Origin of the sequence: Vibrio sp. VP6 (genome assembly GCF_028823755.1) — a bacterium.
Lineage (GTDB): Bacteria > Pseudomonadota > Gammaproteobacteria > Enterobacterales > Vibrionaceae > Vibrio > Vibrio parahaemolyticus.
In genome coordinates this window covers 167,806-194,472 of sequence record NZ_JAPEID010000004.1, presented here as the reverse complement: position 1 = coordinate 194,472, position 26,667 = coordinate 167,806, and the positions used below count along the sequence as shown (strand labels likewise).

Genomic DNA, 26,667 nt, shown 5'->3' with positions numbered 1-26,667 from the left:
GGTGTGTTGAGGGTATTATACCCAACATCCTTGCAGATGCAGAATCTCCGTTTGATTTTGCGCGACTTAAAATGCACTCACTATTGAAATCTCTTTAAGTCACCCATACTTACTAAACATATTGAACCTAAGTGGGATCGCAGTGCTCCAATAGAGTGCTCTGCCACTTAGGCAGAATAAGACTCAGGGACAGAGCAAGCTCTCGTTGATCATCCGGTCATCGCAGCATAGAGAAAGGGAACGGAGCTCCCCCAATCCATGTTGTCGGCTTACTTGTGCATTGGGTCCGCCTATTTTATGGGCAGTCATAGAGCCAAAACACAAAAGGAATTATTCATGTCTAATCCACTTCTAACGTTTACGGACCTACCTCCGTTTTCGCAAATCAAACCAGAACACATTAAACCTGCTGTCGAGCAGGCGATTGCAGATTGTCGCGCCAAAGTTGAAGAGGTGCTAAAGGACAACACCAACCCAACTTGGGAAAATGTGATTGCTCCTCTAGAAGAAATTGATGACCGTCTGAGCCGCATTTGGTCGCCAGTTGGTCACATGAACTCTGTGGTGAACAGCGAAGCTCTGCGTGAAGCGTACGAAAGCTGTCTACCAATTTTGTCGGAATACGGCACTTGGGTTGGTCAGCACAAAGGCTTGTACGAAGCGTACAAAACCATTAAAGCGAGCGAAGAATTTGCAACGCTAACGCGTGCCCAGCAGAAAACCATCACCGATGCGCTACGTGACTTCGAACTGTCGGGCATCGGCTTGCCATCAGACGAGCAGCACCGTTACGGCGAGATCAGCAAACGCATGTCTGAGCTGAGCTCTAAATTCTCCAACAATGTGCTGGATGCCACCATGGGTTGGACCAAGCACATCACGGATGAGAAAGACCTCGCGGGTATGCCAGAATCGGCGTTGGCAGCAGCAAAAGCCGCTGCAGAAGCAAAAGAGCTCGATGGCTACCTGATCACGCTGGATATCCCATCTTACCTACCTGTCATGACGTACTGCGACAACCAAGAGTTGCGTAAAGAAGTGTACGAAGCGTACGTGACGCGCGCTTCTGATCGTGGTCCAAACGCAGGCAAATGGGATAACTCAGAAATCATTACTGAGCAGCTAAAACTGCGTCATGAAATCGCACGTATGCTGGGCTTCAACACCTTCAGTGAGAAGTCGTTGGCGACGAAAATGGCAGAAACTCCGGCTCAAGTGCTTGGCTTCCTAAATGACTTAGCGACACGTGCGAAACCGCAGGGTGAGCGCGAAATTGAAGAGTTGCGTCAGTTTACTAAGGGCGAATTTGGCGTTGAAGAGCTGAACGTGTGGGATATCGCTTACTACAGCGAGAAGCAAAAACAGCACTTGTTCCAAATCTCGGACGAAGAGCTGCGCCCATACTTCCCAGAGTCAAAAGTCGTGAGCGGTCTGTTTGAAGTGTTAAACCGCGTGTTTGGCATGACCGTTACTGAGCGTGAAGGCGTAGACACTTGGCACGAATCTGTGCGCTTTTTCGATATCTTTGACGCTGAAGGCACACTACGTGGCAGCTTCTACCTAGATCTCTACGCTCGTGAACACAAACGTGGCGGCGCGTGGATGGATGACTGTCGTGGTCGTCGTATTACGCTATCTGGCGAACTGCAAACGCCGGTTGCGTACCTAACCTGTAACTTCAACCGTCCAGTAGGCGACAAGCCAGCACTGTTTACGCACGATGAAGTTGTGACACTTTTCCATGAATTTGGTCACGGCATCCACCACATGCTGACGCAGGTAGAAACTGGCGCGGTATCAGGCATTAATGGCGTACCTTGGGATGCGGTTGAGTTACCAAGTCAGTTCCTAGAAAACTGGTGTTGGGAAGAAGACGCGCTGGCGTTCATTTCTGGTCACTACGAAACGGGCGAGCCGCTACCAAAAGTGATGCTAGACAAAATGCTCGCGGCGAAAAACTTCCAATCTGCGATGGGTATTTTGCGTCAGCTAGAATTCGGCTTGTTCGACTTCACGCTTCACACCGAATATGACCCAGAAGTGGGTGCGCGTGTGCTGGAAACCTTGGCAGAAGTGAAAGAGAAAGTGGCGGTTGTTCCAGCGGTTGAGTGGGCGCGTTTCTCACACAGCTTCGGTCACATCTTCGCTGGTGGTTACAGCGCGGGTTACTACAGCTACCTATGGGCAGAAGTGTTGTCGTCAGACGCATTCTCTCGTTTTGAAGAAGAAGGTATCTTCAACAAAGAGACGGGTCAAAGCTTCCTGAACAACATCCTAGAAATGGGTGGCAGTGAAGAGCCAATGGAGCTGTTTAAGCGCTTCCGTGGTCGTGAACCACAAATCGATGCACTGCTGCGCCATTCGGGTATTGCGGCGTAAATTGAGCAAAAAACACCAAGGCCAACCGTTCGGTTGGCCTTTTTTGTACATTTTTTATAAAAAATTTTACGGATTCACGTTGCGGTTGATCGGGTTTTGCAACGATATCAATGTCTCCGTGGACTGAACCTCATCAATGGCTTGCAGCTTATCAATCAGCACAAATTGCAGCTCTTCAATCGATTTGCACATCAATTTGACGAATATGTTATACGCGCCTGTGGTGTAGTAAGCTTCCACTACCTCATCGAGAGCATTGAGTTTTTCTAACGCGGAGTGGTAGTCACGCGCCGCGTTAAGGTTAATACCAATAAAGCAACACACATCGTAGCCGAGCTTCTTGGTATTTACGATCACCTCCGTACCCTCGATTATGTCAGCCGATTTCATTTTCTCGATACGCACATGAATGGTGGCAGGGCTGACATCGAACTGCTTAGCCATTTCGGCGTAAGGCGTTCTGGCGTCTGCCATAAGTGTTTTTAAGATTGCGCGGTCAAGGTCGTCGAGTTTCGGCAGGCTCGCATTCATACTATTATTTCCGTTGGGTATGAGAGTTACGTCTCTTTTATACTCACAGCGGACACGATTCACAAGGTTTGGCAGGGGTAACTGCGGGTTAACTCCGATGCTATGGAGAGAATGTGCAGCGTTTTCTGATTTTGGTCGCCTTATTCTGGAGTGCATGTGCCTGGAGTGAACTGACACTTGCTCAAGAGCCGAAGGTGCTTGTCGTCCATTCTTATCACCAAGGATTCTTTTGGACGGACTCCATTCAGCGCGGGATCGATCAACAACTCGATGATCGTGAGATGGACATGCGCGTCTTATACTTGGATTCCAAGCGCAACCAGAGCGAGCAGTTTTTTACCCAGCTCGAATCACTCTATCGCACCAAGTTGAGTGATGAGCGTTTTGATGCCATTTTGGTGACGGACAACAATGCATTGGAATTGATGCAACACTTGGCGCCGCTGATCAAAGACACGCCAGTGATTTTCTGTGGCATCAACAATTACCGTCCTTCCTTTCATCAATCACTTAACGCAACCGGCGTGATTGAGAACGTCGATTTAGAAGCGAACTTAGCGCTTATCGAGCGTTTGCATCCAGACAACAAGCAGATTTACATCATCAGTGACCATTCAGTGACTGGTGCAATACTTCGCGACGAGATTGACGATTTTATCCAACAACATGACCGTTATCGCAACAAGATCACTCAACTTGTCCCTGACAATGTTGAAGCATTGAAGCAAAAAATCGCTCAACTCAATAAAGAAAATGTGGTGCTGTTTTGGACTTACTACCGCGACAAAGATGGTGTGGTCGGCAGCGAGCGTGACTGGATTCAGATCAACAAGGCCTCCAACGCGCCATTGTTTATGGTACACGACGTAGGTTTGGGTCATGGCGCGGTGGGCGGCGTGATTCAAAGCGGTTATCGCCAAGGTGTTGAAGCGGCTAGATTACTAGAACAGGTGCTCGACCACCCACAAGAACCATTACCTCCGGTGGTGAATGGCGATTCTGAAATCAAGCTCGATTACCAAGCGGTCGTGCGCTGGGGGTTGGGCGCAGAGCAAGAATCCTCGGCGGTCTTTTTTAATAAGCCGATGGAATTTTCGGAGCGTTTCGCCAAAGAAATTCGCTTGTTTGGCAGTTTGTTCGTGTTGATGCTGGTGGCTATTTTGCTACTGAGCTACTACTTGCAACGCATTCGTCGCAGCGAGACAGCTGCTCGTGAAAGCCAGGCGATTTTAGAGTCCATTTTTGACCAAAGTATGCAGTACATGGGGATTTTGGACAAACATGGTTTGCTTAAATCTGGCAACGATCGTCTGCAATCTTTGCTTTATCATCAGGAATTACGCTTAGATAAGCCACTTTGGTTACATCAAAACTGGAGTGAGCAAGCACGCCACGCGATCGCCGATTATTTTGATGCACCGCAGCAACAAGTTTCGACATTTGAAGCCGAAATCTGGAGCAAAGAGCACGGCTCTATGGTACTCGAAATTTCCTTAAAGCCGTTCTCCCAGCAGGTAGGCAAACAAAAGCAGTATCTGTTTGAGGCGCGTGATATCACCAGCCGTAAGTTGATGGAAGATAAGCTCTATCAGCGTGAGTCGAGCTTGCGTAATTACTACGAGCAGCAGCCCGTGATGATGGTGACGCTCGACAGTCACAACCGCATCCAAGAAGTGAACCGATTCGCGCAGCTGTTATTGGGCTACGAGCCGATTGAGATGCTCGGCCATCGCCTGCGAGAGTTCTATCTTGATGACAAAGCACTGTTCCCACGCCAGGTGTTGTTGCAACCGAGTCATCAAGTTCATGATGTATGGCGACGTGAAATCGAGTATCGCCATGCTGACGGGCACAGTGTTTGGGTACGCGAAAACATTCGACCGCTCAACGATTCCGATCAGTTGCTGATTGTGGGTGAAGACATTTCAGAGACCAAACTTTTGGCTGAGAAGTTAGAGTATCAGGCGCGTTATGACTTATTGACGGGGACATACAACCGCAACCACTTTGAGTTGGAGTTGAAAACTGCGCTGCGTGAAGTGGATAGCCACCGCCGAGTGCATGCGATGTTATACCTCGATCTCGACCAGTTGAAAGTGCTTAATGACACCGTTGGGCACGATGCGGGCGATGCCGCGATTCAATTTTGCGCCAGCATGTTGGAAGAGGTGCTGCCATACAATTCCGTGCTTGCGCGAATGGGCGGCGATGAATTCGCGGTGCTACTGAAAGATTGCGACGAGTATGGCGCGATCAATATTGCGAAGGTGATTATCTCCACATTGGGTGAGCACCTGTTTATCTGGGAAGACACACGCTTATTCATCAGTTGCTCGGTCGGCATTCGTATCATCGACCACACGGCAGAAACGCCGCAAATGGTGCACGCGCAAGCAGATTCGGCCTGCCATGCGGCGAAAGAGCAGGGGCGTAACCGTTACAATCTATTCAGCTTAGATAATGAAGAGTTGCAGCGTCGTCAGATGGAAATGCAGAGCGTCAACTTGGTGCACGAGGCGTTGTCCAATCAACGCTTGGAGCTGTTTGCTCAACGAGTGATGAATTTGCAGTCGCCAGAGTCGCTGATGTATTTTGAGATTTTGGTGCGTATTCGTGACGCGCAGGGTAACTACGTCTCTCCGGCGATTTTCATTCCCGCTTCCGAGCGTTATAACATTGCGCATTGGATTGATAAGCAGGTGATCAACCAAGCGCTTGAATGGTTTGAACAGCGACCAGACGTAGTGGAAAAGTTGGGGCGTTGCTCGATTAACCTTTCTGGTCAATCCATGGGGAATCAGGAATTTATCGATTTTCTCTTCGAACGATTGAAAAACTCGACCATGCCGTGCGAAAAAATCTGTTTAGAAATCACAGAGACGGCGGCCATGGGCAATTTAGATCAAGCCATCGACTTTTTCACCAGAGCCAAATCGCTCGGCTGTATGATTGCGCTGGACGATTTTGGTTCGGGCTTGTCTTCTTTTGGTTACTTGAAGAAACTTCCTGTAGATATCGTGAAAATTGATGGCCTTTTCGTACGAGATATCGACGTGAATGAAATGGACCGAGTGATGGTTCGCTCCATCAATGATTTGGCGAAGCAGCTTGGCAAAGTAACGGTGGCGGAATTTGTCGAAAACGAACAAGTCATGCAGCACTTGATCGACCTTGGTGTGGATTACGGGCAAGGCTATGGCATTGGTCACCCGAAACCGTTGGCAGAATTGGTCGAGAATCTCTCTTCGCTTTAACCTTGGCATCTCGCCGCCAATCTAGCTTTTAGAGGTAACTTGGGTATACACTCAGCGCCAGTTACCTCGATTTTTATTGGAGCCTCCTTTTGCAACTGCAATTGATCTGTGAAGACCCGTCTCAACAATCTCATCTCGACGAACTGGCTGCGCGTTGGCAGCTTTCTCACACTGACGAGAGCGACTTTGCTTTGGTGCTGACTGCGGAGCGTTTAGAGCTGCGTAAAGTCGATGAGCCTAAGCTCGGTGCGATTTTTGTCGATTTGATTGGTGGCGCGGTGGGTCATCGCCGTAAATTCGGTGGCGGTAAAGGGCAAGCGATCGCAAAAGCCGCAGGCTTGAACAAAGGTGCGACCCCAACCGTGTTAGATGGCACGGCTGGCCTTGGTCGTGACGCGTTTGTGCTCGCATCGCTAGGTTGTAAAGTGCAGATGGTCGAGCGTCACCCAGTCGTGGCGGCCTTGTTGGATGACGGTTTGGCTCGCGCGAAACAAGACCCAGAAATCGGCTCGTGGGTATCTGAGCGTATGTCGCTGATCCATGCCTCCAGCCATGACGCGCTGGATCAACTGGCGCAAGACAGCGAGTTTGTGAAACCGGATGTGGTGTATCTCGACCCGATGTACCCACACCCAGAAAACAAAAAGAAATCCGCGTTGGTGAAAAAAGAGATGCGCGTCTTCCAATCTTTGGTGGGAGCGGATTTGGATGCCGATGGATTGCTCGAGCCTGCTCTGGCGTTGGCAACGAAACGCGTGGTGGTTAAGCGCCCGGACTACGCGAACTGGCTGAACGAGCAAAAGCCAAGCATGGCGATTGAAACCAAAAAGAACCGTTTCGACGTCTACGTCAAAGCCTCGATGGCATAACCTCCTGACTCGCAAAAACTTCTCGTCACAGCATTGAACCAAGTGCTGTGACGCTGCCATTCTTTCCTGCACACTATTGATAGTTTTCACTTGCTAATTCGACACTCTGACTGTATATCTAACTAAGAATTATTATTATTTCACTTGTTGTGATGCTGTCGATAATTGGGAAGCTGGAGTAGTCGAATGTCTAAACGCTTATGTAAGATGAACCGCAAACAAATTGCGGCCAACTTGGGTGACATTCACCGTTTGGTCGTCGCACCTAAGTTCGTTTGTCGCTCTTGTGCACGCTCTTCCGCTTCTAAAGACTCATTGTGTAAGCCTGCCGCAATTCCTCCACAAAAATGCCAAGACAAGCCGTTAAACGAGCAACAAGCATGCGGTCTGTTAGCTGAAGCGCTGCCTGCACAATCCATCTCCGTCACGCCAAAACACAGTGCAGAAAAGGCGGCGATCGTGAAACGTGTGGTCGAGCGAGTGAAAGAGAAGAAACAAGCCGCGAAAGTGGTGACACCAGTGTCGATGGCGGCTCCTGCACTGTTTGATTTGGCCGATAAAAAAGCGCTTAAGAAAGCGAAAAAGGCACTGAAAAAACACTACAAACAGCAGAAAAAGCTGCTAAAAGTGGTAAAAAAGCAGCAGAAGTTGCTCAAGCGTCAACGCAAATTGGAAGCCCGCAATGCGAAGTTGGAAGTGTTGTTACCAACGCCGCCTAATGTGTTGATGGGCGCAAGCTCGCAAGCCAAAGTGCATTAATTGAATTAAAAAAAAGTTTTTTATTGCTGGAATATGTGTCGAGAAAGGCGCGCTACTTATTGGCATAGCTCATTTCAACGCGTTTTTTCACCCACGTTTCGTTAATCCATAGCGATAGCATGATGATCGCGCCGCCAATCGCGAGGCGCACGATGTCGACGTCTCGGTTCCAAATTACGATGTTCACAATCAGGCCTGCTGGCACTAACGCGTTGTTCATTACCGCTAACGCGCCGGCATTCACTAAGGTTGCCCCTTTGTTCCACGCAAAGTAACCAAAGCCTGATGCAATCAAACCAAGGTAGGTCAAAATGCCCCATTGGGTTGCGGTGGTTGGCAGTTTGTCGAGGTTGCCCATGAGCGCGAAAGCCACGGTTGCTACACAAAGCGCACCCAAGTAGAAGTAACCAAACACGGTGTGCTGTGGTAAATCGACGGGCTCACTTTCCATGATGTATTTGTAGCCCACCTGACCGATGGCAAAACAGAGGTTTGCCCCTTGTACGACCAAAAAGCCCATTAGGAAGTTTTCGTTAATGCCAGCGAATTTGATCCATGCCGCACCCGCGACTGCGATCAGCGCAGTGACTAAATACCAAGGCGAAAAACGACCTTTCAGGAAGTCGTAAATCAGCGTCACATAAATCGGTGTGAATACAGTGAACAGCAACACTTCTGGGACAGAAAGGAGTAAGAAAGACTGGTAGTAGAAGCAGTACATCAAACCGAGCTGAAAGCCGCCGACGATCATCAGTTTCGCGATCAGAGATTTGCTTACGCCGCGGAATTTAAGGAAAGGAATGAATACAACGCTGGCCAGTGCCACACGCATGAACACGGAGAACCAAGAATCAACCTGACCAGCAAGGTAAACGCCGATCAGGCTGAATGAAAATGCCCAAAGCAGGGTAACTGCGGATAGATAAGCCATAGATGAGAATCTTTATCAACAACAAATGTGCCCGCAGTCTAACCAAGTTTTAACGTCGCGCCAATCAGTCTTTTAGCGGTACGACCAGCATATCGACTGGTGAACAGTTAATCAGTTGACGAGTTGAAGAGAGAATCTTGCTCCAGAAATCTTGGTGATGACCACAAACCACTAAATCGATACTGTAATCTTTGATGGTGTCGCACAACTCGTTACTTAAATCACCACTACCGACTAAAGTATGAGTGATTGGGTATTGAGCGTACTCCGCAAAGTTTGCCAATTGGGTACGAGACGCTTCCATCGCTTGATGCTGCGCTTCTGCCATGTTGATATCGATAAGCCCGGTGTAGAGCTCTGCGTAATTCACGTCGATGTGAATAAAAGAGACTTTCGCATCCAGAGGTTTAGCCAGTGATACGGCTTTCTTAATCAACACTTTACTGTCGTCTGAAAGGTCGACTGCCACAAGTATGTGTTTGTAACTCATATTGCTATCTCCTTGTAAGGTCGTATACCTAAGCAACCTCGAACTGACCTCAGTGCCAAGGCCCTGACTTCGACATTTATGAAGTCACTTGGGTATAGTTTCAGATTAGCACTAACCCTTGAGAAATTTTGCCGAAGTGATCTCATATCATTATTGTAGGTACAAAGTCTTGTCTCAGTAATCATGTTATAGTGGTGTAAAACGCATGCACATAAATAGGAGTTAACATGCTGTCTCAAACTATGGTCGAACAATTGAATGAGCAAATTAACCTAGAATTTTTCTCATCCAATCTATACTTACAAATGAGTGCTTGGTGTGAAGACAAAGGTTTTGAAGGTGCGGCTGAATTTTTACGTGCACACGCCGTAGAAGAGATGGAGCACATGCAACGCCTGTTCACGTATGTGAGTGAAACTGGCTCAATGCCTATCCTAGGCGCGATTGAAGCACCAAAACATGATTTCGCAAGCCTAGGTGATGTTTTCCGTGAAACCTACGAACATGAGCAAATGATCACGGAAAAAATCAATAAATTGGCGCATGTTGCATTTACAAGCCAAGACTACTCAACGTTTAACTTCCTACAGTGGTACGTGTCAGAACAGCACGAAGAAGAGAAGTTGTTTAAAGGGATTTTAGATAAGATCGAATTGGTTGGTGAGGACGGCAAAGCATTGTTCTTCATCGACAAAGATCTAGCTCAAATGGCGAAAGAAGGTTCATCTTCAATCATGGGTGCTCCAGCTGCGTAAAGCGTTCTCAACGCGATAAGTAGCGGTTAAAAGACGAAGCATTGATCGTCTTTTTCTCTTGAGCATTGTTGAAGATGTAGGGAGGAAAAGATGATCAGTGGAGACACAATCTTATTTGCGCTAATGGTAGTAACGGGGGTCAATATGATCCGTTATCTCACCGCTCTTCGTTCTCTTATTTACATCATGCGTGAAGCGCACCCATTGTTGTATCAACAAGTGGATGGCAATGGTTTCTTCACCACTCACGGTAACGTCACCAAACAGGTGCGTTTGTTCCACTACATTAAAAGCAAAGAGTATCACCATCACCATGATGAGATATTCACAGGTAAGTGTGAACGGGTGCGTGAGTTGTTTGTGCTATCAACCGCGTTGCTTGGTGTTACCCTACTGGCGGCCTTCATCTTGTAGGTCTTTCCAGCTAAGCCGTACTAGGCGATGCTTGGAATTTAAGCGCTTTTCCCTTTCGACATTTGTCGGTAGAATGGCGCTCTTAGAAAGCAAGGATGTGCAATAAGCACATCCTTTTTTATTGTTTTGGATTTTGGATAGAGCCTAAGAGCGACCGATGAGTAAGAAATTTGATGTTGTTGTAATTGGCGCGGGAGCCGCGGGTTTGATGTGTGCTGCAGAAGCAGGCAAGCGCGGACGCAGTGTGCTTGTGCTGGATCATGCCAAAAAGCCAGGACGTAAAATCCTTATCTCTGGTGGTGGCCGCTGCAACTTCACCAACTACGACGTATCAGCCAGCAACTACCTATGCCAAAACCCACACTTCGTAAAATCGGCGCTGTCGCAATACACCAACTGGGATTTCATCTCCATGGTCAGCAAACACGGCATCGAGTTTGAAGAGCGCGACCACGGCCAATTGTTTTGTGTCGATGCTTTTACCGCCAAAGACATCGTGAAGATGCTGCTGGCCGAGTGTGACATGCCAAACATTCAACAGCGTTACCAATGCGATGTGCACACCATTGAGAAAACTGAAGAAGGCTTTCGTCTGCACGCGGGTACTGAGCCCGTTGAGTGCGAATCTTTGGTGATTGCGACTGGTGGCCTTTCCATGCCAAAACTGGGCGCGACGCCGTTTGGTTACAAAGTGGCTGAGCAGTTTGGTCTGCCAGTAATCCCAACCACGGCGGGACTTGTGCCATTTACGCTGCACAAAGAAGACAAAGAAGATTTTGCTGAACTGTCTGGCATTGCTGTGCCTGCGGAAATTACCGCCGAAGACGGCACCATGTTCAAAGAAGCGCTGTTGTTTACTCACCGCGGCTTATCGGGTCCTTCGGTTTTGCAAATTTCCTCTTTCTGGAAAGCGGGTCAGAAAGTTTCTATCAACTTAGTTCCTAACGAAGACATCGCTCTGCTGCTCGAGCGCAGCCTTGAGAAACATCCAAATCAATCGCTAAAGAACACCCTAGCAAAAGTGTTGCCAAAGCGTTTAGTGGAAGTGCTGATTGAGCGTAAAGAGCTGATGGATAAACCTCTCAAGCAGTTCAACCCGAAAGAGCTTGCTAGCGTGGTGGAGCGTTTAGAAAACTGGTCAATCGCACCTAATGGCACCGAAGGCTACCGCACGGCGGAAGTGACTTTGGGTGGTGTAGATACCGATCACCTGTCTTCTAAAACCATGGAATGTAAAAACATCAAAGGCCTGTACTTCATCGGCGAAGTGATGGATGTGACCGGTTGGTTAGGTGGCTATAACTTCCAATGGTGCTGGTCGAGTGGCTTTGTGGCAGGTCAGTGGGTGTAATCCAGCGCTGCATGCAAAGATAGGCACGCAAAGATAGAAAGAGACGATGAAAAAGAGCACTGAGTTCAATTCAGTGCTCTTTTGCTATTTGCAGTGTGTTTTTACTCGTCTTGATACTTTTCGAGCTTGTTGTACAGCGTTTTAACGCTGATACCCAGTTCCTGAGCCGATTCCGTTTTGTTGCCTTGATTCTCTTCAAGCGTATTGAGAATAGCGGCTTTTTCCAGCTCTTCTAACGATACGCCAGCAGGCACCATGTCTTCTAATCGGGTGCCAGTTTCTAGTGGCGGCGTATCGAAAATCAGATGTTCATCTTTAATGGTATCGTCGGCGAGAATGAACGCTCGCTCGATGGTGTGCTTGAGTTCTCGAACGTTGCCAGGCCAATCGTGCATGGCGATTTTTTGGATTGCCGAGTCGAGAATCGTCTTGGTTTTGGATTCGTTAGCGTTGCGGTGCGCAATAAAGTGTTTGGCTAATCCGACGATGTCTCCGCCGCGTTCGCGTAATGGTGGAACGGTTAGCGGAAAGTGCGATAGCCTGAAAAATAGGTCTTCACGCAGAAATTGTTCTTCGATCGCGACTTTAGGATCGCGGTTGGTCGCCGCGACGATGCGGGTATTGGCGATGTGGACGGTATTACTGCCCACTGGGCGGTATTCGCCAGTTTCTAGCACACGCAGCAGTTTCACTTGATGCTCGATCGGCATCTCCGTAATTTCATCCAAAAACAGCGTGCCGCCTTCCGCTTGCTTAAATACCCCTTGGTGAGTTTTGTTCGCGCCAGTAAATGCGCCTTTTTCGTGGCCAAACAGTTCGCTATCGACCAGTTCTGGGCTAATCGCACCACAGTTGATGGCAATAAAAGGTTGCTGCTTGCGCTCGCTGGCGAGATGGATGGTTTGTGCCACAAGCTCTTTACCTGAGCCACTTTCACCGACAATCAATACGTTGGCTTCGGTTTTTGCGACACGGCGGATCATGCGGTACAGCTGGTGCATCGGAGAAGATGAGCCAACTAGCAAACCAAACTGATCCAAATCGCTGGTGGCGACTTTACGTCCTTGCTCCTGCTTGTGCTGATAATACTGGCTCACTTCGGTCAGCGTATCAGACAGGATGGTGAGATCGACGGGTTTTCTGTAGTGAAAAATAGCACCTAGGTTCATCAGTTTATCGAGGTTCTCGTTAGGCGCGCCTGAACTGATGATGATTAAGTCCATGTCGTAAATGGCTTCGATATCGGAAAGTCGCTGGTAATCAGCGTGAGTGAAATGCGCTACTTCGACAATTGCGACATCCGGTTGAACGTCGACGAAGTGATCAATCCAATCATCGTCCGTTTCTGTGTCATACAAACGGAACTTATGTAATTCCTGACAAGAAGCGATAGCCTCTTTGAGGGCGGGGTCTTGTATTCTTAGAAACAGGCTTGGCAGTGACATAGAAATGTCCTCTTCACTATAACAGAAACAATGTACGTGTATTATTTAAGCTGTACAAGACAAAATATTGTCAAAGTCTGTTTAGAATCTGGTTGGTTATTAATATAGTGAGATCAACAGCAAACTATATATCTACATCGTTTTTCTTTCCTTATTTGTTGTGTGGAATTGTAATTGTTAGAAATTAATCTCTCTTGATGGTTTTTGCGTACAAAAATAAACGAAAGGATGAGATGTTATTTCTTCTCTATTTATCTTTTCTTCTTCAATGATTAAAAATTACATTTCTTCTGTGTAAATTATTCACGAATGGTTTCTCTCTCATCTTAAATATAACGGCTGTTTTTAAATAAACGCTTTAAAAATAGCGACTTATAAAGTTGGCACATGCTTTGCTCTATTAGAACTGCAACGTCAATATAGGAGAATTACCATGAATAACATCGCAGCTAAAATTGTACTTACTTCAGTTCTTGCAACGTCATCTACCGCAGTATTAGCCAGTGATAAATGGGAAAAAGAATCCATGGACGCTTGGCTAGATGGTAAAGCAGAAACCACCTTACTGCTTAACAGCAACCTGAACTCTTTTGATATCAACACTGATGTTGAAAATCAGGTGGTTACGCTGACAGGTTCGGTCAATAACGATTTGGAAAAGTCGCTGGCAGAAGAGTTGGTTTCAGGCCTTGATGGTGTGAAAAAAGTAAATAACGAGCTAACGGTAGTGAGTGAAAATAAACAAGATGCCGATTCTGATGCATTTGCTGCATTAACGGATTCAAAAATTACTACTATTGTGAAAACTCGTTTACTGATGGATACCAGCGTTAGTGGTACAGACATTGATGTCACCACAGAAAATAAAACCGTAACCTTAACCGGTAAAGTGAACTCAGATGCCGAGCACGATCTGGCATTATCGATTGCAAATAATACCAACGATGTAAATAAGGTTGTCGATAAAATTGAAGTTGTTCAGTAATAACTAATATTGAGCTTTCACTTTAAAAAATAAGGAGACAACACCATGGTTCGTTGGATGTTTATTTTCCTTGCTTTAGCTCTCGTTTCAGTGGTGCTCGGATTTAGTGGTATTGCCGGTGCCGCCGCAGCTGTCGCGCAAGTGATATTTTATCTGTTCCTGTTGTCATTAATTGTATCAATAGTATTTGTGATACTTGGAAAGAAAAACGTAAATAGATAGGAGTTAGCATGCGAGTTACGTCATTTATTTATCGTATCGCCGCAGTATCTGGTTTGGTATTTGCTTTAGCGGCGTGTAGTGATGAAGGGCCAATGGAAAAAGCGGGCAAAAAATTGGATGAGACTGCGGAAGAAGCGCAAAACGCCATTGAAGATGGTTGTGAAAACCTTAAAGAGAATCTGAACGCGGAAGACAAAGATTGTTAAGCGTTCACCTCATCCACCAACAGCAAAAAAGGGCGGCGTGATAACCGCCCTTTGTTTTACCAACTATTCTTAATCCGATAAGGAGTCAGAGATGAAGAACATATTCGATGTGCTAAAAGAAAGTCATGAAAAACAGCGCCTTTTGCTGGATGCACTGATGGAAACATCCGGAGATTCCCCAACTCGTCGAGAGTTTTATCGCGACCTAAAGCACGAGCTTGAGCAACATGCCGCCGCTGAAGAGCGTTACTTTTACGCACCGCTGATTGAGAGCGATAAGACGATCGATATGACACGTCACGGTATTGCTGAGCACCACTCCATCGACAAAGTGATCGCTCAGTTGGATGACACCGCGTGGAGCTCGCCCGCTTGGCTTACGCACATGAAAACACTGCGCCACAAGGTACTGCACCATCTGGAAGAGGAAGAGCAACGCTTTTTCCAAATGGCAGGCAAGGTGATGTCCGATAAACAAAAACAGCAGTTGGCCAATGACTATATCGAAGAGATGGCCAGCTAAGCGTTATCCCATCGCTAAGGATTAAGGAGGTCGAATGTTCATCGTCAAATATTATCTACTTGGCGCGCTGGTTGCGTTGCTCGCTGCTATCTACATACCTCAAATCGTAGTGAGTTTACTGCTGCTTTGGGTTTCGCTTTCCTTAGCGTTAGTCAGTGCGGCTTATTTATTTGATTTCCCGTCCATCTTTAGAAAAAGCCAAGACGGAAAAATTGTCTGGTGGATTCGATGGGCATTCATTCCTTTCTTGCTCGGGGCGAAAGCCTACAACGCCTGGGAGAGACGGCGCGATACTGTCCCTCCCATTCAACAAGTCAGCGAAAATCTTTACCTTTCCCGTCGCTTATTCCCGAGCGATTTGGCGTTTCTCGACTCTCACGACATTTCCTGCATTGTTGATGTTACGGCGGAGTTCGCAGGTTTAGAAAGCGCCATGACTGACAAGCAATTCAACTACCTTTCTATTCCCGTGCTGGATCATAAAGCGCCGACTTTGGAGCGTTTACGTCATGCGATGAATTGGATTGATACCCAAATCGCCTGCGGGCGCTCTGTGGTTGTGCATTGCGCACTTGGGCGTGGCCGTTCGGTGTTTGTGGTGGCGGGTTATGCAGAAAATCAACCGCGTGCGCAGTACTGCAAGGCTCAATAATCTGCAGATCAAAACCCTACGGGCGATCAGTGAGAAAGGTGTGCTAGCACTCGATGAGCCGACCTGGATGGTGGTAAACCCTGTCGCGGGCGGTGGGAAATGGCTGCAATACGAACAACATGTGATTCGTGAGTTGACCAAAAAATATCGTCTCAACATTCGCCAAACGGACGAAACCACCAGTGCAGAAAGCCTCGCACTGCAAGCTAAACAAAGTGGTGTGAATCAGGTGATTGTCTCTGGTGGCGATGGCACGGTGACTGAAGTGGCGAGCCAATTGGTCGGCACGGACATCAAGCTCGGCATCATACCGTTGGGTACGGCGAATGCGCTGTGCCACGTGCTGTATGGTATCGGCATGAAGTTATCACCGGTGGAAAAAGCGTGTGAAGCTATTCTCGCAGGTCATTGCCAACGTATAGATACCGCAGAATGTAATCAGCGTTTGATTCTGTTGGTGCTGGGTATTGGCTTGGAACAGAAGATGATTGAACACGCGCATCGTGAAGAGAAAAATGCTTTTGGGCAACTGGCGTATTTAACGGGCTTTTTTAACGCTGTTATTTCCGAAGAGGTGCAAACTCTGCAAGTAACCCTCGAAGGGCAGGCGGCGAGTGAACAAGCATGGGAGAGTCAGGAGATGGAGGTGCACAGCTTCGTCGTTGCCAACATCGCGCCATTCAGTACTGTGTTAGCGCAAGGTGGCGGCGCGCCGCGGCCAGATGATGGGAAATTGCACATTACCTACCTTGATAACACTCAGTCGCTGGGTGGACGCCTAGTGGCGTTGTCGGATCTAACATTAACCAGCGTCGGTGCGCAGGATGAGTCGAATCTGTTTCAGTACGCGAGCGCGACAGGGGTAACGATTACTGCGGATAAGCCGATTGACTACGTCATCGACGGTGAGCTCTATTCTGACCGTCGTTTAGAGATCAAGATTCGTCCTCAGTCGCTTAATGTGTTTGTTCCCAGTTAACGTCGGTGAAGACGACTGCGAGTAGAGTCGAATACAAACTACAAACAAAGACGCAAAAAACGTATCACTTGTGATGCGTTTTTTTATATCGAACGTCGACTAATGGTGGATGCGAATAGATGCAGAAAGTAAGTAAAGTCTGTGTTGGTCGATGCGTAGAATAGACAAAGCAACAGATAGAAGGGCAAAAATAGAGAAGGTAAACGAGGGAAAAAGGTGAGCAGAGCTACTCACCTTGGGGTAAATGTTTTTCCAGCTCGTCGTTTTCGACTTGTAACGCCGCCACCCAGTACGAGATCAGCGCTGTTAAGTTGGCATCATCCAACTCTCGGAGGAGCTGTTTTAACTCACTCAGTAATTGCGCATTCATAAAATGCATCTCTTTATAATTACCGAGAGTAGCAATTCCCGTTTTGTTGGCGTGTTCTGCGATAAAGTCGTCGCCATTTTGATCAAAAAATAGATCGACCATTTTTTTGATCATCACTTTTTCTATTTTAACGAACCGATAGGCTGATCGAGCAATATTCATATGTGAATGAGGATCGACAAGCGGTAAACACGTTTGGCGATGGTGCGCCATTTTAATGAGTAATTCCCTTACTCGCGTATTATTCAATGTCATACTGACCTCTTTTTCAGTATTTCAGCATTATGCTTTGGTATGTGTGAATATTCATCAATGGTTCTGAATAAGAATGGCCAATAATGTTGACCATTCTTTTTAGGGTTATTTATCGATTAGCTGATCAGGCTAATATTGCTGAGTTTTTCTTTACAGCTTTTGATGTCACTGCGCACTTTGAGTAGCACGGCGTTATCTGCTTGCTCTGGCTGCGCGGTGATGACGTTTTCGATCTCTTTCAATACCTTACTTTCCACGCCTTCGAGCTGTTCCAAGTACATCGACTCTTTGTCTGACGACACTTCTTTCATGACATCACTGTACACTTCGCGTGCCTTGATGGTGTAAGACACGGGCGTGTCGTCGGCAGTTTGAGGATTCGCAATCGCATAAGGTTTCAACTCTAATGCGGCGTGTTCTCGTACATGAACCAGATCCTGCAATACATGGTTTAGCGATGTGTTGTCGATGTTATCAATCGCTTTCTTGTAAATATCATTACCGCTGTGAATAAGCTCAATGATTGAGGCGATGTTTTCATTTCTCATATCTTCTCCTTTATTTTACTGCGGTTACTTTATTGCAGTGCTTAAGCGCAACTTATATTGCGATGCCTTAGCCATTAAATATGAACAATATTTTTCATGTGGCATTTTATATCTAGCATTTTGTATGCCATGAATATTGAGTGTGAGAGATGCCAGATAATATAAGGAGTAAGCATGGTGGTGGTTATTAATTGCGCGTGATTGCTTGTGGGGAATAAGAAAAAATTACAAATAAGAATCCATTCAAAGGAAATAATTACAGGTCATTTTGCAACGATTGGAGCTATTTAAATTCTATTTCAATAAAAACAATAACTTATTAAGTTGGCACAGTAATCGCAATATCAGTCACGAGGAAACAAAAAGAATTCACTTTTATCAGATTACTTCTCAGCGGAATCACAACCGTTTAATCCAAGGTAATCTCAATCAACGGAGGCTAGTTATGGCTAATACAAAAGAAAGCGCAGTTAAACCTCAAGAGCAATTTGAAGAAGCGTATCACCTTGCAGAGCAAGCCACTTCAGAAGCGGTTGGCGCCATGAAAGAACATGCCAAAGAGAAGCTGGAAGTTGGCGCAGAGAACATTCAGCAAGCGACCAAATCCGCAGAAAACGTCATTAAAGAGCGTCCGCTGTTGAGTATCGGTTGTGCATTCCTGGCAGGTTGGGCGGTCTCTAAGCTCATCAAATAAGCCTGTCCCTGACATTTCGCTCTAATCATGAAGGAAGAGTTTTATGAATGACTCCGAGCATACCATCAATGAGCGCCAAGGCTCGGCTACTGCAGACAGTAGCCGAGCCCTAAATGGGGCTAAAAATCAGGAAATTGAACAAGCCATTAATGGGCTACGAGCCATTTTGTCGCAGATTGACGATCTTTCGACGTCACTGCGAACGTGGTCGGGCTCGACGTTGGATTTGTTTTTGCTAGAGATGAAAGTCAACGTGGCGGCTGCGCGCCAAATCGTGATGTTCAGCATCATTTTTACGCTGCTGTCGGTTCTGTTTATCTTCAGTGTGTGTTTGGCTGCGGGTGTAGTGACGTACCACTTTACCGCTCAACTACTGCTAAGTGTTGGCGTGTTTATTGTGTCGTTAGGTCTAGCGCTAGTTGGGTTGGCGTGGTGGCAGAAGAGGCTGACGCACTTCCTTGGTTTCAAAAATACAACCGACCAATTGCAGGAGGGCTGGCATGCGTTCTCTAACCAAACTCGACCGAGCCATGCAGATAAAACGCATCGAGGGTAAAGCGGCTTTGGAGCAATGCTTGCTGGATAAGCAAACCCTCAAATTTACCTCGAACCGATTCGTGCAAGAAAACCCGTGGACAGCGCTTGGGTTGAGTGCTTTTGCCGCGATTGCTGTTGCGAAAGCTGGGCGACTGTCTCGCGTCACGTCATCTTTCTCCTCCATCAGTTTGCTGCTCAATGGTGCGATGGATTTGAGTGGTCAGCTAGCCAAATTTTCTTCGTCGTCTGCTGCATCCTCAAAAGAAGCAGGTGAAGAAGCGGCTCAACCTTCCGATTTACCACCTCATCAGTAGAGGACGCACATGAATGGAAAATTAAACCTTCCTATCAATACCGTGATTGGTGTGTCTCTGCTGGTGTTATTGCTTGTTCCTGCACTCTACTTCGCCAAACCGGTGCTGTTACCTATGGTGATAAGTACTTTCGTGGCACTGCTGTTTAGCCCGTTGATCAATTATTTTGAAGATAAAGGCCTGCCACGCACGATAACCGTGGTGGTGACGTTGACGTTATTGGTGAGTGTTTCAATACTCGGTTTAGCGGCGATATCAGAACCCGCGAAACAATGGTGGGCTGAGTTGCCAAGCATCGTCCAAAACGTTTCGCAGGAAGTGAATGAAGTGACCAAAGCGTCGTCAGAGCACATGAACGCGCCGCTTGAGATCGCCAGTGACATGAACATTGACGAGATGGGCAACAACACGGTGTTTTCTCTGCTGAAAGCGCTCGCGACCACCACACCAACGCTGTTAACTCAGGCGATGATTGTGCTGTTTATGGTGTATTTCATGCTTAATCATGGTCGAAGTCTGTTTCGTAAATCGGTATCGCGTTTGCGTGGTTTTTCGAAACAACGTCAGGCGGTGGAGTTGGTGCAGGCTCTGCAGAAAGATCTATCGCGCTACATCGGCACCATTACTTTGGTCAATGCGGGTTTAGGCTTGTGTGTAGGGTTGGTGTTTTTTGTCCTCGGCCTTGAAGACCCATTTCTATGGGGTGCGTTTGCGGGGGTAATGAATTTCGCGCCGTATTTGGGACCAGTGATTTCGATGGTGAGCTTTGGTTTTGTCGCGTATCTGCAGTTAGATTCGGTCAGTTTTATGCTGACAGTGGTGTCGATATATCTGTTGCTGAATTTAATCGAGAGTCAGTTTGTCACCCCAACTTTGCTAGGGAGGCGGTTTAACCTCAACCCGTTAGTCATCTTTATGTGGCTGGTCTTTTGGGGTTGGTTGTGGGGCGGAATGGGGCTGTTGATTGGCGTGCCGCTGTTGGTGTGCATCAACATTTTAGCGAGTCGTTTGGCGCTTTGCGGTTCGACGAACATCTAACCGCAAAGTTGCCAGTGTATTGAACGTTGTGCTTAGTTAAATAACTTTTCCGCCGCAACGGGTGGGCTGAATAAATATCCCTGACCGTAGATACAACCTTTGTCGACCAAGTAAGCCACTTGTTCTGGCGTTTCGATGCCTTCTGCCACGACTTTGAGTGAAAGCGTCGTGCCCATCGCAATGATGGCGTTCACTATGGCGTTGCTGTCGTTGTCGTTAGGCACATCGCTGACAAACGAGCGGTCGATTTTCAGTTTGTTGATTGGCAAACCTTTAAGGTAAGACAGCGAAGAATAGCCTGTGCCGAAGTCATCCAACGAAATCTCGATTCCGAGTTCACACAGCTGATTTAGCGATGCGATGGCCAGTTTTGGATCGATAAGCAAAAAGCTTTCGGTAATTTCCAGCTCCAAGCGATGCGCCGGGAATCCCGTTTCACGAAGGATAGTTTTGAGCTTGTTGATGAAGCGCGACTGTTGCAATTGAAGTGCTGATACATTGACTGCAATTTTGCCAAATTGAACGCCTCTCGCCAGCCAGTCTGTCCCTTGTAAACAGGCGTCTTTGAGTACCCATTCGCCGATGTTTTGAATCAAGCCCGTCTTCTCTGCGATAGGAATAAAATCCGCAGGTGGCACTAAGCCAAATTCTGGGTGTTCCCAACGTACCAAGGCTTCCACGCCAATAATTGCGTTTTGCGCGAGGTTGTATTGCGGCTGATACACCAAATGCAGTTGTTCTTTTTCTATCGCTTCATGCAGCGCAGATTGAATACGGACGTGCGATACCGATTTGTCAGTTAAATCCGGAGAGTAGAACGCGTAGCCGTTACGGCCATTTTTCTTCGCCAGATACATTGCGGTGTCGGCGTTTTTTAGCAGCGTTTCACTGTCTTGACCGTCGTTCGGGTAGAGTGCGATACCGATGCTGGTGGAGATCCGCAGCGAATCGTGATTTGCCAGATCGAACGGGCGGCGGAACACACCCAAAATCGAGCTTAACGTTTCGAGTAACGGAGAATCGCCGTCAATGTCTGGCAGTACGATGACAAATTCATCGCCACCGATGCGAGCCACATGCGCGTTCAGGTGCAAAATGTCTTGCAGGCGAACCGCCAGTTTCGACAACAGTTGATCACCACAGAAATGGCCCATGCTGTCGTTAATGTGCTTAAAGTGGTCGATATCAAGAAACAACGTAGCGAAAGGTTGTTCCATCTCGATGTGCTGTTCCAACAAGCTGATCAAATGGGTTCGGTTGGGTAAGTTGGTCAGCGGATCGTAAAACGCCATGCGTTGCAGTTTCTCTTCGTGCGCTTTGCGCACGGAGATGTCCTCAAACACACAGATGTAGTTAATTAGGTGGTTTTTGTCATCCATTACCGCGCTAATAGTGGCTAATTGCGGGTAAATGCTGCCATCACGTTTGCGGTTGATAAACTCGCCTTTCCATTGACCTTTGGTTTCAAGCTGCTGCCAAAGTTGTTGGTAAAAAGCATCATCATGGTGCCCAGAGCGGAGGATGTTCGGGTTCTTCCCAATCACTTCTTCGGCGCTGAATCCGGTGATCTGCGAGAACGCGTTGTTGACATCAATGATATTGGCATTGCTGTCGGTAATGACCATACCTTCTTGCGAGTTGTTGAAGATTTTCGACGCCAACGACAATTGCGTTTCCACCATCTTGCGACGGGTAATGTTGCGCGTCATGCCCAAAATGCCGATCAGGTCACCGGCCTGATTTCGTACCGGTGATTTGATGGTTTCCAGCCAAGTTGGGTTGTTGTTTTCATCAATTTGGCGACACTCTTCAACGATGTTCTGTGTGCCAGTAGCGACCACTAATCGGTCGGCATCAATGAATTTTTCCGCGCGCTCGGCGCTGAAAAGGTCAAAGTCGTTCTTCCCGACAATGTCATCGTTAGACTTTTTCCACGCCTGTTCCACGCTGCGGTTAGTCATGGCGTACAGACCATCAGTGGTTTTGATCCAGATGTGATCATCCAGACAATCGATGAATTCTTGCAGCGTTGGTAGTGGCTTGTTGGCGTGTGAGTGATGACGTTTGAGCTCTTGATGATAATGCTGGCTAACATCAAAACTGATGCGGCCTGCCAGTGCGCTCAGCCACGCAGAAACGGTTTGCTTTTGCTGCGTTGAGTGCGTCAACGTAACAACGGCAAACAGCTCCTCATTCGGTAGCCATACTGGGCACAGGCTCAGGTTTTCATCATCAAATTGTGAGCAAACTACGTCAAAGTGCGGCGCGGAAAATTGCGCGCAGTTTTGCTCAATCATCGCCACGATGGCGCGGTGATTTTGTGGCGAGGTGGATACCTCACTGGATAGCCATTGTTTGGTGTAGCTCAGGGTATAAAGTTGTCCCTGAGCTTGAGTGGCATCACAGCATTGCTGCAGAGCGTGTTGCCAGTCAGTCATCAACGGTGAAGGAATAGCGAAGCGAAACATAATTAGTAAAGTATCCTGAAGTGCCCACAAATATTTATAGGAATGTCGCCGTGTTTGGCGGCTGGGCTTTGGTTATATCGTATCCAACGCTTGAACAATTCCAAGCGACTGAAGGCACTTTCGATCAATAAAATGTTAGCGAGCTCTCTTTTTTATCCAACTCGTTTCATTTCTCCGTTTTCATATTGTCCTAGGTTTTTTGGGCATGACCAACTATTGCGATGCGTTCGCCGTCTTGGCTTTTTTACCCCAAGTCACCTGTTGGATGACCAAACCACTGATGATTAAGACAAGTCCAATCAACGTCGATGGGTGGATTTTTTCACCAATAATGGTGGCCAACAACATCAACGAGATAAATGGCGAAGCAAATATCAGGTTGCTGATGCGCGCCGTGTTTTGGGTTAACTTTAAGGCGCTCAACCACAGCACAAACGTCACTCCCATCTCAAACAAGCCGACGTATGTCACCGCCGCCCAGCCTTTGATGGAGATAGATTGCCAGCTTGCGCCTTCGTACCAACTCAATGCGATAGTGAATGGGATGGCAACCAAAAAGCCCAGCAAAACACCAACCACCGGATCGGCTTTGTTTTTGGTGTTGAGAATCCAGTAACCCGCCCAAAGTAACGTCGACAGCAGTGCCAAGCCAACGCCTAGCGGACTCTCAAACTGCATGCCAAGCACATTGCCTTGCGTTGCAATCACGATCACGCCGAGGTAACTGAATCCACACGCTATCCAATCTTTGCCACGAATCTTTTGCCCCAAAAACACCGCAGCCATCAGGGTGAGCGTAATGGCCCAGCTGTAGTTGATGGCCTGCGCTTGAGAAGCGGGCAGCAAATCGTACGCTTTAAATAGGATCAAGTAATACGCCAACGGGTTGATCAAACCAAGCAGCAAGTAGTACCAAGGATTAGAGAGAAAAGTAGCATTTAGCTGGTTTAATTTACCTTGCACACCGCACACAATCGTAAGCGCGATGGCAGAAACCATACTGGCGATACACAGCATTTGGATCGGCGTAAATTCCGCTAATGTCAGTTTAAATGCGGTTGCAACCGTTGACCAAAGTAATACTGCTGAGAGCCCAAATCCTAGGGCACGACGCTCGTTCATGATGCCTCTGTGTGATGATGTGCCGCTCTTTGCTGAAAGAGTGAGCGGGAGTGAGTATGTTGTACGGAGTGCCTAGTGTATGCGAGGATTTTTCATCCAACAAACTGGACATTTATCCAGTGTCTAAATACCATTGATAAAGATATAAAACATAGGCTAACTCGCTATTATGCAATGGATTCTTGAGCATCAATCTCTCATTCTTTCTTCTCTTTTTGCCGCGACAGCGAGCGGTGTCGCCGTTGGTTGGTGGGTAAAGCAGCGCTTTATTACCCAGACTCAACTACTCGGACAGCAGTTGGTGTCAGAAAAACAGCTTCACCAACAACAGCTTGAACAAGTAAAGCAAAGCCTTGCCGATGCGCAGCAAGAGTTGGATGAACTCGACAACGAGCGCGATAAAGCGGCCTTTGAAGTGCGCCAATCGCACGGCAAGTTGATGGCGGCCATGGAGAAATTGCGTTACTTCGAAGCCGTCAAACAAGAACGTCAGCAGTATTTTGATGAGCTGGGCCAAATGCGCGAACAAAAATCCCGTTTGGAAACGCAGCTTCGTGAGCAGCAGGCGCGCCACGAACAAATGAATCAGGCTAATGCGGAAAAACTGCAAATTTTAGAGCAGGCCGAAGTGCGTCTGAAACAACAGTTTGAGCACCTTGCCAATCAACTGTTTGAAGAGAAAACCGCGAAAGTCGATTTGCAAAACCGTCAAAGTTTAGAAGGGTTGTTGTCACCGTTAAAAGAGCAGTTAGAAGGTTTCAAAAAGCAAGTCAACGACAGCTTTAGCCAAGAAGCTAAAGAGCGTCATACGCTGGTGCATGAGCTGAAAAATCTGCAACGCCTCAATGAACAAATGACTCGAGAAGCCGTGAACCTGACCCAAGCGCTCAAAGGTGATAACAAACAGCAAGGTAACTGGGGTGAAGTGGTGTTGGCGCGTGTTTTAGCCGAATCGGGACTGCGCGAAGGGCACGAGTACGAAACGCAAGTGAACCTACAGAGCGAAGCAGGCAAGCGTTACCAACCGGATGTGATTGTGCATTTGCCACAAAACAAGCAAGTGGTGGTCGATTCGAAAATGGCATTGGTGGCGTACGAGCGCTACTTCAATGCTGAAACGGATGCTGAACGCGACCGCGCGTTAAGTGCTCACCTCACCGCACTGCGTGCGCACATCAAAGGTTTGAGCATGAAGGATTACCACAAGCTCAAAGGCATCCAAAGTCTCGATTATGTGCTGATGTTTATTCCGGTAGAGCCGGCGTTCCAAGTGGCGATTCAAGCCGACCCAAGCTTGATCAAAGACGCGATGGAGCAAAACATCATCTTGGTTAGCCCAACCACGTTGCTGGTGGCACTGCGCACCATCGACAATTTATGGCGCAACGAACGTCAGAATGAAAATGCCAAATTGATCGCCCAGCGCGCCACCAAACTGTACGACAAGCTGCGTTTATTCATCGACGACATGGAAGGGTTGGGCGGCGCATTAGACCGAGCGAACCAAACCTATCAAGGCGCTATGAACAAGCTGGCGACAGGCCGTGGCAACGTGATTCGTCAAGCAGAAAGCTTTAGACAGTTGGGGGTTGAAATCAAACGACCGATTTCTTCTGACCTTGCGCAGTTGGCGCAAAGTGATGCATTTTCAGAAAATGAATCACCAAATGAATCGTTAGTAGAAAGACATCCGGCTGAGGATAAAGTAAACTAATCGCCCGCAGTACAGAGGGCGACTTTCATTGTCAGCAAACGCCCTGTAGTGAACAAGTGCTGCCCAAGAGGAATTAGAATGACGGACACAAGCTTGCAATCCAATACAGCGTTAGAGAACGAAACGACCCACTTTGGTTTCACCACAGTGGCGAAAGAAGAAAAAGTGACCAAAGTTGCCGAAGTTTTCCACTCAGTGGCAGCGAAATACGACATCATGAACGACCTGATGTCAGGTGGTATTCACCGCCTTTGGAAGCGTTTTACGATCGATTGCAGTGGCGCTCGTCCTGGTCAGCGCATTCTGGATCTAGGTGGTGGTACGGGTGACCTAACCGCGAAATTCTCGCGTATTGTTGGTGACCAAGGCCACGTTGTTCTGGCAGATATTAACAACTCAATGCTGAATGTTGGCCGCGACAAACTGCGCGATAACGGCATTGTGGGTAACGTACACTACGTACAAGCAAACGCAGAAGAACTGCCTTTCCCAGATGATTACTTCGATGTGATCACCATCAGCTTCTGTCTTCGTAACGTAACCGACAAAGACAAAGCATTGCGTTCAATGTTCCGCGTCCTCAAGCCAGGTGGTCGTCTATTGGTTTTGGAATTCTCTAAACCAGTTCTCGAACCACTATCAAAAGTGTACGACGCGTACTCATTCCACCTATTGCCAAAAATGGGCGAATTGGTCGCGAATGACGCAGAAAGCTACCGCTACCTTGCTGAATCTATTCGCATGCACCCAGACCAAGAAACACTGGAAGGCATGATGCAAGACGCTGGCTTCGAAAACACCAAATACTACAACCTAACGGGTGGTATTGTGGCGTTGCACCGCGGTTACAAATTCTAAGGGT

Annotated in this window: 25 protein-coding genes and 1 pseudogene; 18 read left to right on the top strand and 8 right to left on the bottom strand. The window is 47.4% G+C overall.

Annotation, left to right across the window (positions count from 1 at the left end):
• Window positions 1–336: 336 nt before the first annotated feature.
• The gene (gene prlC, locus OU793_RS04615; protein WP_025441126.1) at window positions 337–2,379 is read left to right on the top strand and encodes an oligopeptidase A; all 2,043 of its coding nucleotides are present in this window, start codon (window positions 337–339) and stop codon (window positions 2,377–2,379) included.
• A gap of 66 nt (window positions 2,380–2,445) precedes the next feature.
• Here prlC and asnC read toward each other — a convergent pair whose 3' ends face one another.
• Window positions 2,446–2,910, bottom strand: a complete 465-nt coding sequence (gene asnC, locus OU793_RS04610; protein ID WP_005465258.1) for a transcriptional regulator AsnC — start codon at window positions 2,908–2,910, stop codon at window positions 2,446–2,448.
• 170 nt (window positions 2,911–3,080) lie between these two features.
• Here asnC and OU793_RS04605 point away from each other — a divergent pair, with 170 nt between their 5' ends.
• The 3 genes from OU793_RS04605 to OU793_RS04595 all read left to right on the top strand — a co-directional run bounded on the left by OU793_RS04605 (window position 3,081) and on the right by OU793_RS04595 (window position 7,792).
• Window positions 3,081–6,164 (top strand): ABC transporter substrate binding protein, encoded by a 3,084-nt coding sequence (locus OU793_RS04605; protein ID WP_331274624.1) that lies wholly within the window; start codon window positions 3,081–3,083, stop codon window positions 6,162–6,164.
• An 89-nt stretch (window positions 6,165–6,253) separates the two neighbouring features.
• Window positions 6,254–7,033: a class I SAM-dependent methyltransferase gene (locus OU793_RS04600; RefSeq protein WP_025502333.1), complete on the top strand. Its 780-nt coding sequence runs from the start codon at window positions 6,254–6,256 to the stop codon at window positions 7,031–7,033.
• Window positions 7,034–7,219: 186 nt separating this feature from the next.
• Complete coding sequence (locus OU793_RS04595) at window positions 7,220–7,792, top strand: hypothetical protein (protein ID WP_025507137.1); 573 nt, start codon at window positions 7,220–7,222, stop codon at window positions 7,790–7,792.
• Between the two features lie 52 nt (window positions 7,793–7,844).
• On the opposite strand, the gene OU793_RS04590 is transcribed toward OU793_RS04595, so the two are convergent.
• Window positions 7,845–8,723: a carboxylate/amino acid/amine transporter gene (locus OU793_RS04590; protein ID WP_005467602.1), complete on the bottom strand. Its 879-nt coding sequence runs from the start codon at window positions 8,721–8,723 to the stop codon at window positions 7,845–7,847.
• A gap of 64 nt (window positions 8,724–8,787) precedes the next feature.
• Window positions 8,788–9,213 (bottom strand): universal stress protein UspA, encoded by a 426-nt coding sequence (uspA, locus tag OU793_RS04585; RefSeq protein ID WP_005467601.1) that lies wholly within the window; start codon window positions 9,211–9,213, stop codon window positions 8,788–8,790.
• A 227-nt stretch (window positions 9,214–9,440) separates the two neighbouring features.
• Between uspA and ftnA the strand changes: the two genes are divergently transcribed.
• From ftnA to OU793_RS04570, 3 genes are all read left to right on the top strand, one after another.
• Window positions 9,441–9,968, top strand: a complete 528-nt coding sequence (gene ftnA, locus OU793_RS04580; RefSeq protein WP_005467599.1) for a non-heme ferritin — start codon at window positions 9,441–9,443, stop codon at window positions 9,966–9,968.
• Between the two features lie 90 nt (window positions 9,969–10,058).
• Complete coding sequence (uspB, locus tag OU793_RS04575; protein ID WP_005394407.1) at window positions 10,059–10,382, top strand: universal stress protein UspB; 324 nt, start codon at window positions 10,059–10,061, stop codon at window positions 10,380–10,382.
• Window positions 10,383–10,539: 157 nt separating this feature from the next.
• Window positions 10,540–11,733, top strand: a complete 1,194-nt coding sequence (locus OU793_RS04570) for an NAD(P)/FAD-dependent oxidoreductase (RefSeq protein WP_005496652.1) — start codon at window positions 10,540–10,542, stop codon at window positions 11,731–11,733.
• Between the two features lie 101 nt (window positions 11,734–11,834).
• Here OU793_RS04570 and OU793_RS04565 read toward each other — a convergent pair whose 3' ends face one another.
• Window positions 11,835–13,178: a sigma-54-dependent Fis family transcriptional regulator gene (locus OU793_RS04565; RefSeq protein WP_005478617.1), complete on the bottom strand. Its 1,344-nt coding sequence runs from the start codon at window positions 13,176–13,178 to the stop codon at window positions 11,835–11,837.
• A gap of 433 nt (window positions 13,179–13,611) precedes the next feature.
• On the opposite strand from OU793_RS04565, the gene OU793_RS04560 reads away from it, so the two are divergent.
• From OU793_RS04560 to OU793_RS04540, 5 genes and pseudogenes are all read left to right on the top strand, one after another.
• Complete coding sequence (locus tag OU793_RS04560; protein WP_005466985.1) at window positions 13,612–14,163, top strand: BON domain-containing protein; 552 nt, start codon at window positions 13,612–13,614, stop codon at window positions 14,161–14,163.
• Between the two features lie 45 nt (window positions 14,164–14,208).
• Window positions 14,209–14,385, top strand: a complete 177-nt coding sequence (locus OU793_RS04555) for a DUF1328 family protein (RefSeq protein WP_159404213.1) — start codon at window positions 14,209–14,211, stop codon at window positions 14,383–14,385.
• An 8-nt stretch (window positions 14,386–14,393) separates the two neighbouring features.
• The gene (locus OU793_RS04550; protein WP_025607697.1) at window positions 14,394–14,591 is read left to right on the top strand and encodes a hypothetical protein; all 198 of its coding nucleotides are present in this window, start codon (window positions 14,394–14,396) and stop codon (window positions 14,589–14,591) included.
• Between the two features lie 91 nt (window positions 14,592–14,682).
• Window positions 14,683–15,114 carry a hemerythrin domain-containing protein gene (locus OU793_RS04545; protein WP_069537369.1) on the top strand — a complete coding sequence of 144 codons (432 nt, stop codon included), beginning with the start codon at window positions 14,683–14,685 and terminating at the stop codon, window positions 15,112–15,114.
• Between the two features lie 34 nt (window positions 15,115–15,148).
• Window positions 15,149–16,745, top strand: a pseudogene (locus OU793_RS04540) (diacylglycerol kinase family protein).
• 226 nt (window positions 16,746–16,971) lie between these two features.
• Here OU793_RS04540 and OU793_RS04535 read toward each other — a convergent pair.
• Window positions 16,972–17,370, bottom strand: coding sequence for a hypothetical protein (locus OU793_RS04535; protein WP_005466483.1), 399 nt, complete (start codon window positions 17,368–17,370; stop codon window positions 16,972–16,974).
• 116 nt (window positions 17,371–17,486) lie between these two features.
• Window positions 17,487–17,918, bottom strand: coding sequence for a PA2169 family four-helix-bundle protein (locus OU793_RS04530; protein ID WP_005466482.1), 432 nt, complete (start codon window positions 17,916–17,918; stop codon window positions 17,487–17,489).
• Between the two features lie 445 nt (window positions 17,919–18,363).
• On the opposite strand from OU793_RS04530, the gene OU793_RS04525 reads away from it, so the two are divergent.
• The 4 genes from OU793_RS04525 to OU793_RS04510 are packed head-to-tail and all read left to right on the top strand — an operon-like array spanning window position 18,364 to window position 20,501.
• A complete protein-coding gene (locus tag OU793_RS04525; RefSeq protein WP_005466481.1) occupies window positions 18,364–18,612 on the top strand; it encodes a hypothetical protein in 249 nt (82 codons plus the stop codon).
• A 43-nt stretch (window positions 18,613–18,655) separates the two neighbouring features.
• On the top strand, window positions 18,656–19,168 hold the full coding sequence (locus OU793_RS04520) for a phage holin family protein (RefSeq protein ID WP_140103877.1): 513 nt from the start codon (window positions 18,656–18,658) through the stop codon (window positions 19,166–19,168).
• Window positions 19,113–19,463: a hypothetical protein gene (locus tag OU793_RS04515; RefSeq protein ID WP_079882678.1), complete on the top strand. Its 351-nt coding sequence runs from the start codon at window positions 19,113–19,115 to the stop codon at window positions 19,461–19,463. Before OU793_RS04520 ends, OU793_RS04515 begins: the two co-directional genes overlap by 56 nt.
• A 9-nt stretch (window positions 19,464–19,472) precedes the next feature.
• Window positions 19,473–20,501, top strand: a complete 1,029-nt coding sequence (locus OU793_RS04510) for an AI-2E family transporter (RefSeq protein WP_140103876.1) — start codon at window positions 19,473–19,475, stop codon at window positions 20,499–20,501.
• 32 nt (window positions 20,502–20,533) lie between these two features.
• Here the strand turns inward: OU793_RS04510 and OU793_RS04505 are convergent, their stop codons facing one another.
• Entirely contained in the window at window positions 20,534–22,969 is a 2,436-nt protein-coding gene (locus OU793_RS04505; RefSeq protein WP_005478689.1) for an EAL domain-containing protein, read from the bottom strand.
• Between the two features lie 213 nt (window positions 22,970–23,182).
• The gene (locus OU793_RS04500; protein WP_140103875.1) at window positions 23,183–24,091 is read right to left on the bottom strand and encodes a DMT family transporter; all 909 of its coding nucleotides are present in this window, start codon (window positions 24,089–24,091) and stop codon (window positions 23,183–23,185) included.
• A 169-nt stretch (window positions 24,092–24,260) separates the two neighbouring features.
• Here OU793_RS04500 and rmuC point away from each other — a divergent pair, with 169 nt between their 5' ends.
• Complete coding sequence (gene rmuC, locus OU793_RS04495) at window positions 24,261–25,805, top strand: DNA recombination protein RmuC (protein ID WP_029856048.1); 1,545 nt, start codon at window positions 24,261–24,263, stop codon at window positions 25,803–25,805.
• A gap of 78 nt (window positions 25,806–25,883) precedes the next feature.
• Complete coding sequence (ubiE, locus tag OU793_RS04490; RefSeq protein WP_005456853.1) at window positions 25,884–26,663, top strand: bifunctional demethylmenaquinone methyltransferase/2-methoxy-6-polyprenyl-1,4-benzoquinol methylase UbiE; 780 nt, start codon at window positions 25,884–25,886, stop codon at window positions 26,661–26,663.
• The last annotated feature ends 4 nt before the right edge of the window (window positions 26,664–26,667 follow it).

Bases quoted from the DNA above. Each gene is read 5' to 3' on its own strand.
- OU793_RS04550 (WP_025607697.1), top strand. From the start codon at position 14,394: ATGCGAGTTACGTCATTTATTTATCGTATCGCCGCAGTATCTGGTTTG.
- OU793_RS04590 (WP_005467602.1), bottom strand. From the start codon at position 8,723: ATGGCTTATCTATCCGCAGTTACCCTGCTTTGGGCATTTTCATTCAGC.
- rmuC (WP_029856048.1), top strand. From the start codon at position 24,261: ATGCAATGGATTCTTGAGCATCAATCTCTCATTCTTTCTTCTCTTTTT.
- OU793_RS04500 (WP_140103875.1), bottom strand. From the start codon at position 24,091: ATGAACGAGCGTCGTGCCCTAGGATTTGGGCTCTCAGCAGTATTACTT.
- OU793_RS04535 (WP_005466483.1), bottom strand. From the start codon at position 17,370: ATGACATTGAATAATACGCGAGTAAGGGAATTACTCATTAAAATGGCG.
- OU793_RS04555 (WP_159404213.1), top strand. From the start codon at position 14,209: ATGGTTCGTTGGATGTTTATTTTCCTTGCTTTAGCTCTCGTTTCAGTG.
- OU793_RS04530 (WP_005466482.1), bottom strand. From the start codon at position 17,918: ATGAGAAATGAAAACATCGCCTCAATCATTGAGCTTATTCACAGCGGT.
- OU793_RS04545 (WP_069537369.1), top strand. From the start codon at position 14,683: ATGAAGAACATATTCGATGTGCTAAAAGAAAGTCATGAAAAACAGCGC.
- OU793_RS04560 (WP_005466985.1), top strand. From the start codon at position 13,612: ATGAATAACATCGCAGCTAAAATTGTACTTACTTCAGTTCTTGCAACG.
- OU793_RS04520 (WP_140103877.1), top strand. From the start codon at position 18,656: ATGAATGACTCCGAGCATACCATCAATGAGCGCCAAGGCTCGGCTACT.
- prlC (WP_025441126.1), top strand. From the start codon at position 337: ATGTCTAATCCACTTCTAACGTTTACGGACCTACCTCCGTTTTCGCAA.
- OU793_RS04565 (WP_005478617.1), bottom strand. From the start codon at position 13,178: ATGTCACTGCCAAGCCTGTTTCTAAGAATACAAGACCCCGCCCTCAAA.
- OU793_RS04570 (WP_005496652.1), top strand. From the start codon at position 10,540: ATGAGTAAGAAATTTGATGTTGTTGTAATTGGCGCGGGAGCCGCGGGT.
- OU793_RS04505 (WP_005478689.1), bottom strand. From the start codon at position 22,969: ATGTTTCGCTTCGCTATTCCTTCACCGTTGATGACTGACTGGCAACAC.
- OU793_RS04595 (WP_025507137.1), top strand. From the start codon at position 7,220: ATGTCTAAACGCTTATGTAAGATGAACCGCAAACAAATTGCGGCCAAC.
- uspB (WP_005394407.1), top strand. From the start codon at position 10,059: ATGATCAGTGGAGACACAATCTTATTTGCGCTAATGGTAGTAACGGGG.
- ubiE (WP_005456853.1), top strand. From the start codon at position 25,884: ATGACGGACACAAGCTTGCAATCCAATACAGCGTTAGAGAACGAAACG.
- OU793_RS04525 (WP_005466481.1), top strand. From the start codon at position 18,364: ATGGCTAATACAAAAGAAAGCGCAGTTAAACCTCAAGAGCAATTTGAA.
- ftnA (WP_005467599.1), top strand. From the start codon at position 9,441: ATGCTGTCTCAAACTATGGTCGAACAATTGAATGAGCAAATTAACCTA.
- OU793_RS04510 (WP_140103876.1), top strand. From the start codon at position 19,473: ATGAATGGAAAATTAAACCTTCCTATCAATACCGTGATTGGTGTGTCT.
- OU793_RS04515 (WP_079882678.1), top strand. From the start codon at position 19,113: ATGCGTTCTCTAACCAAACTCGACCGAGCCATGCAGATAAAACGCATC.
- asnC (WP_005465258.1), bottom strand. From the start codon at position 2,910: ATGAATGCGAGCCTGCCGAAACTCGACGACCTTGACCGCGCAATCTTA.
- uspA (WP_005467601.1), bottom strand. From the start codon at position 9,213: ATGAGTTACAAACACATACTTGTGGCAGTCGACCTTTCAGACGACAGT.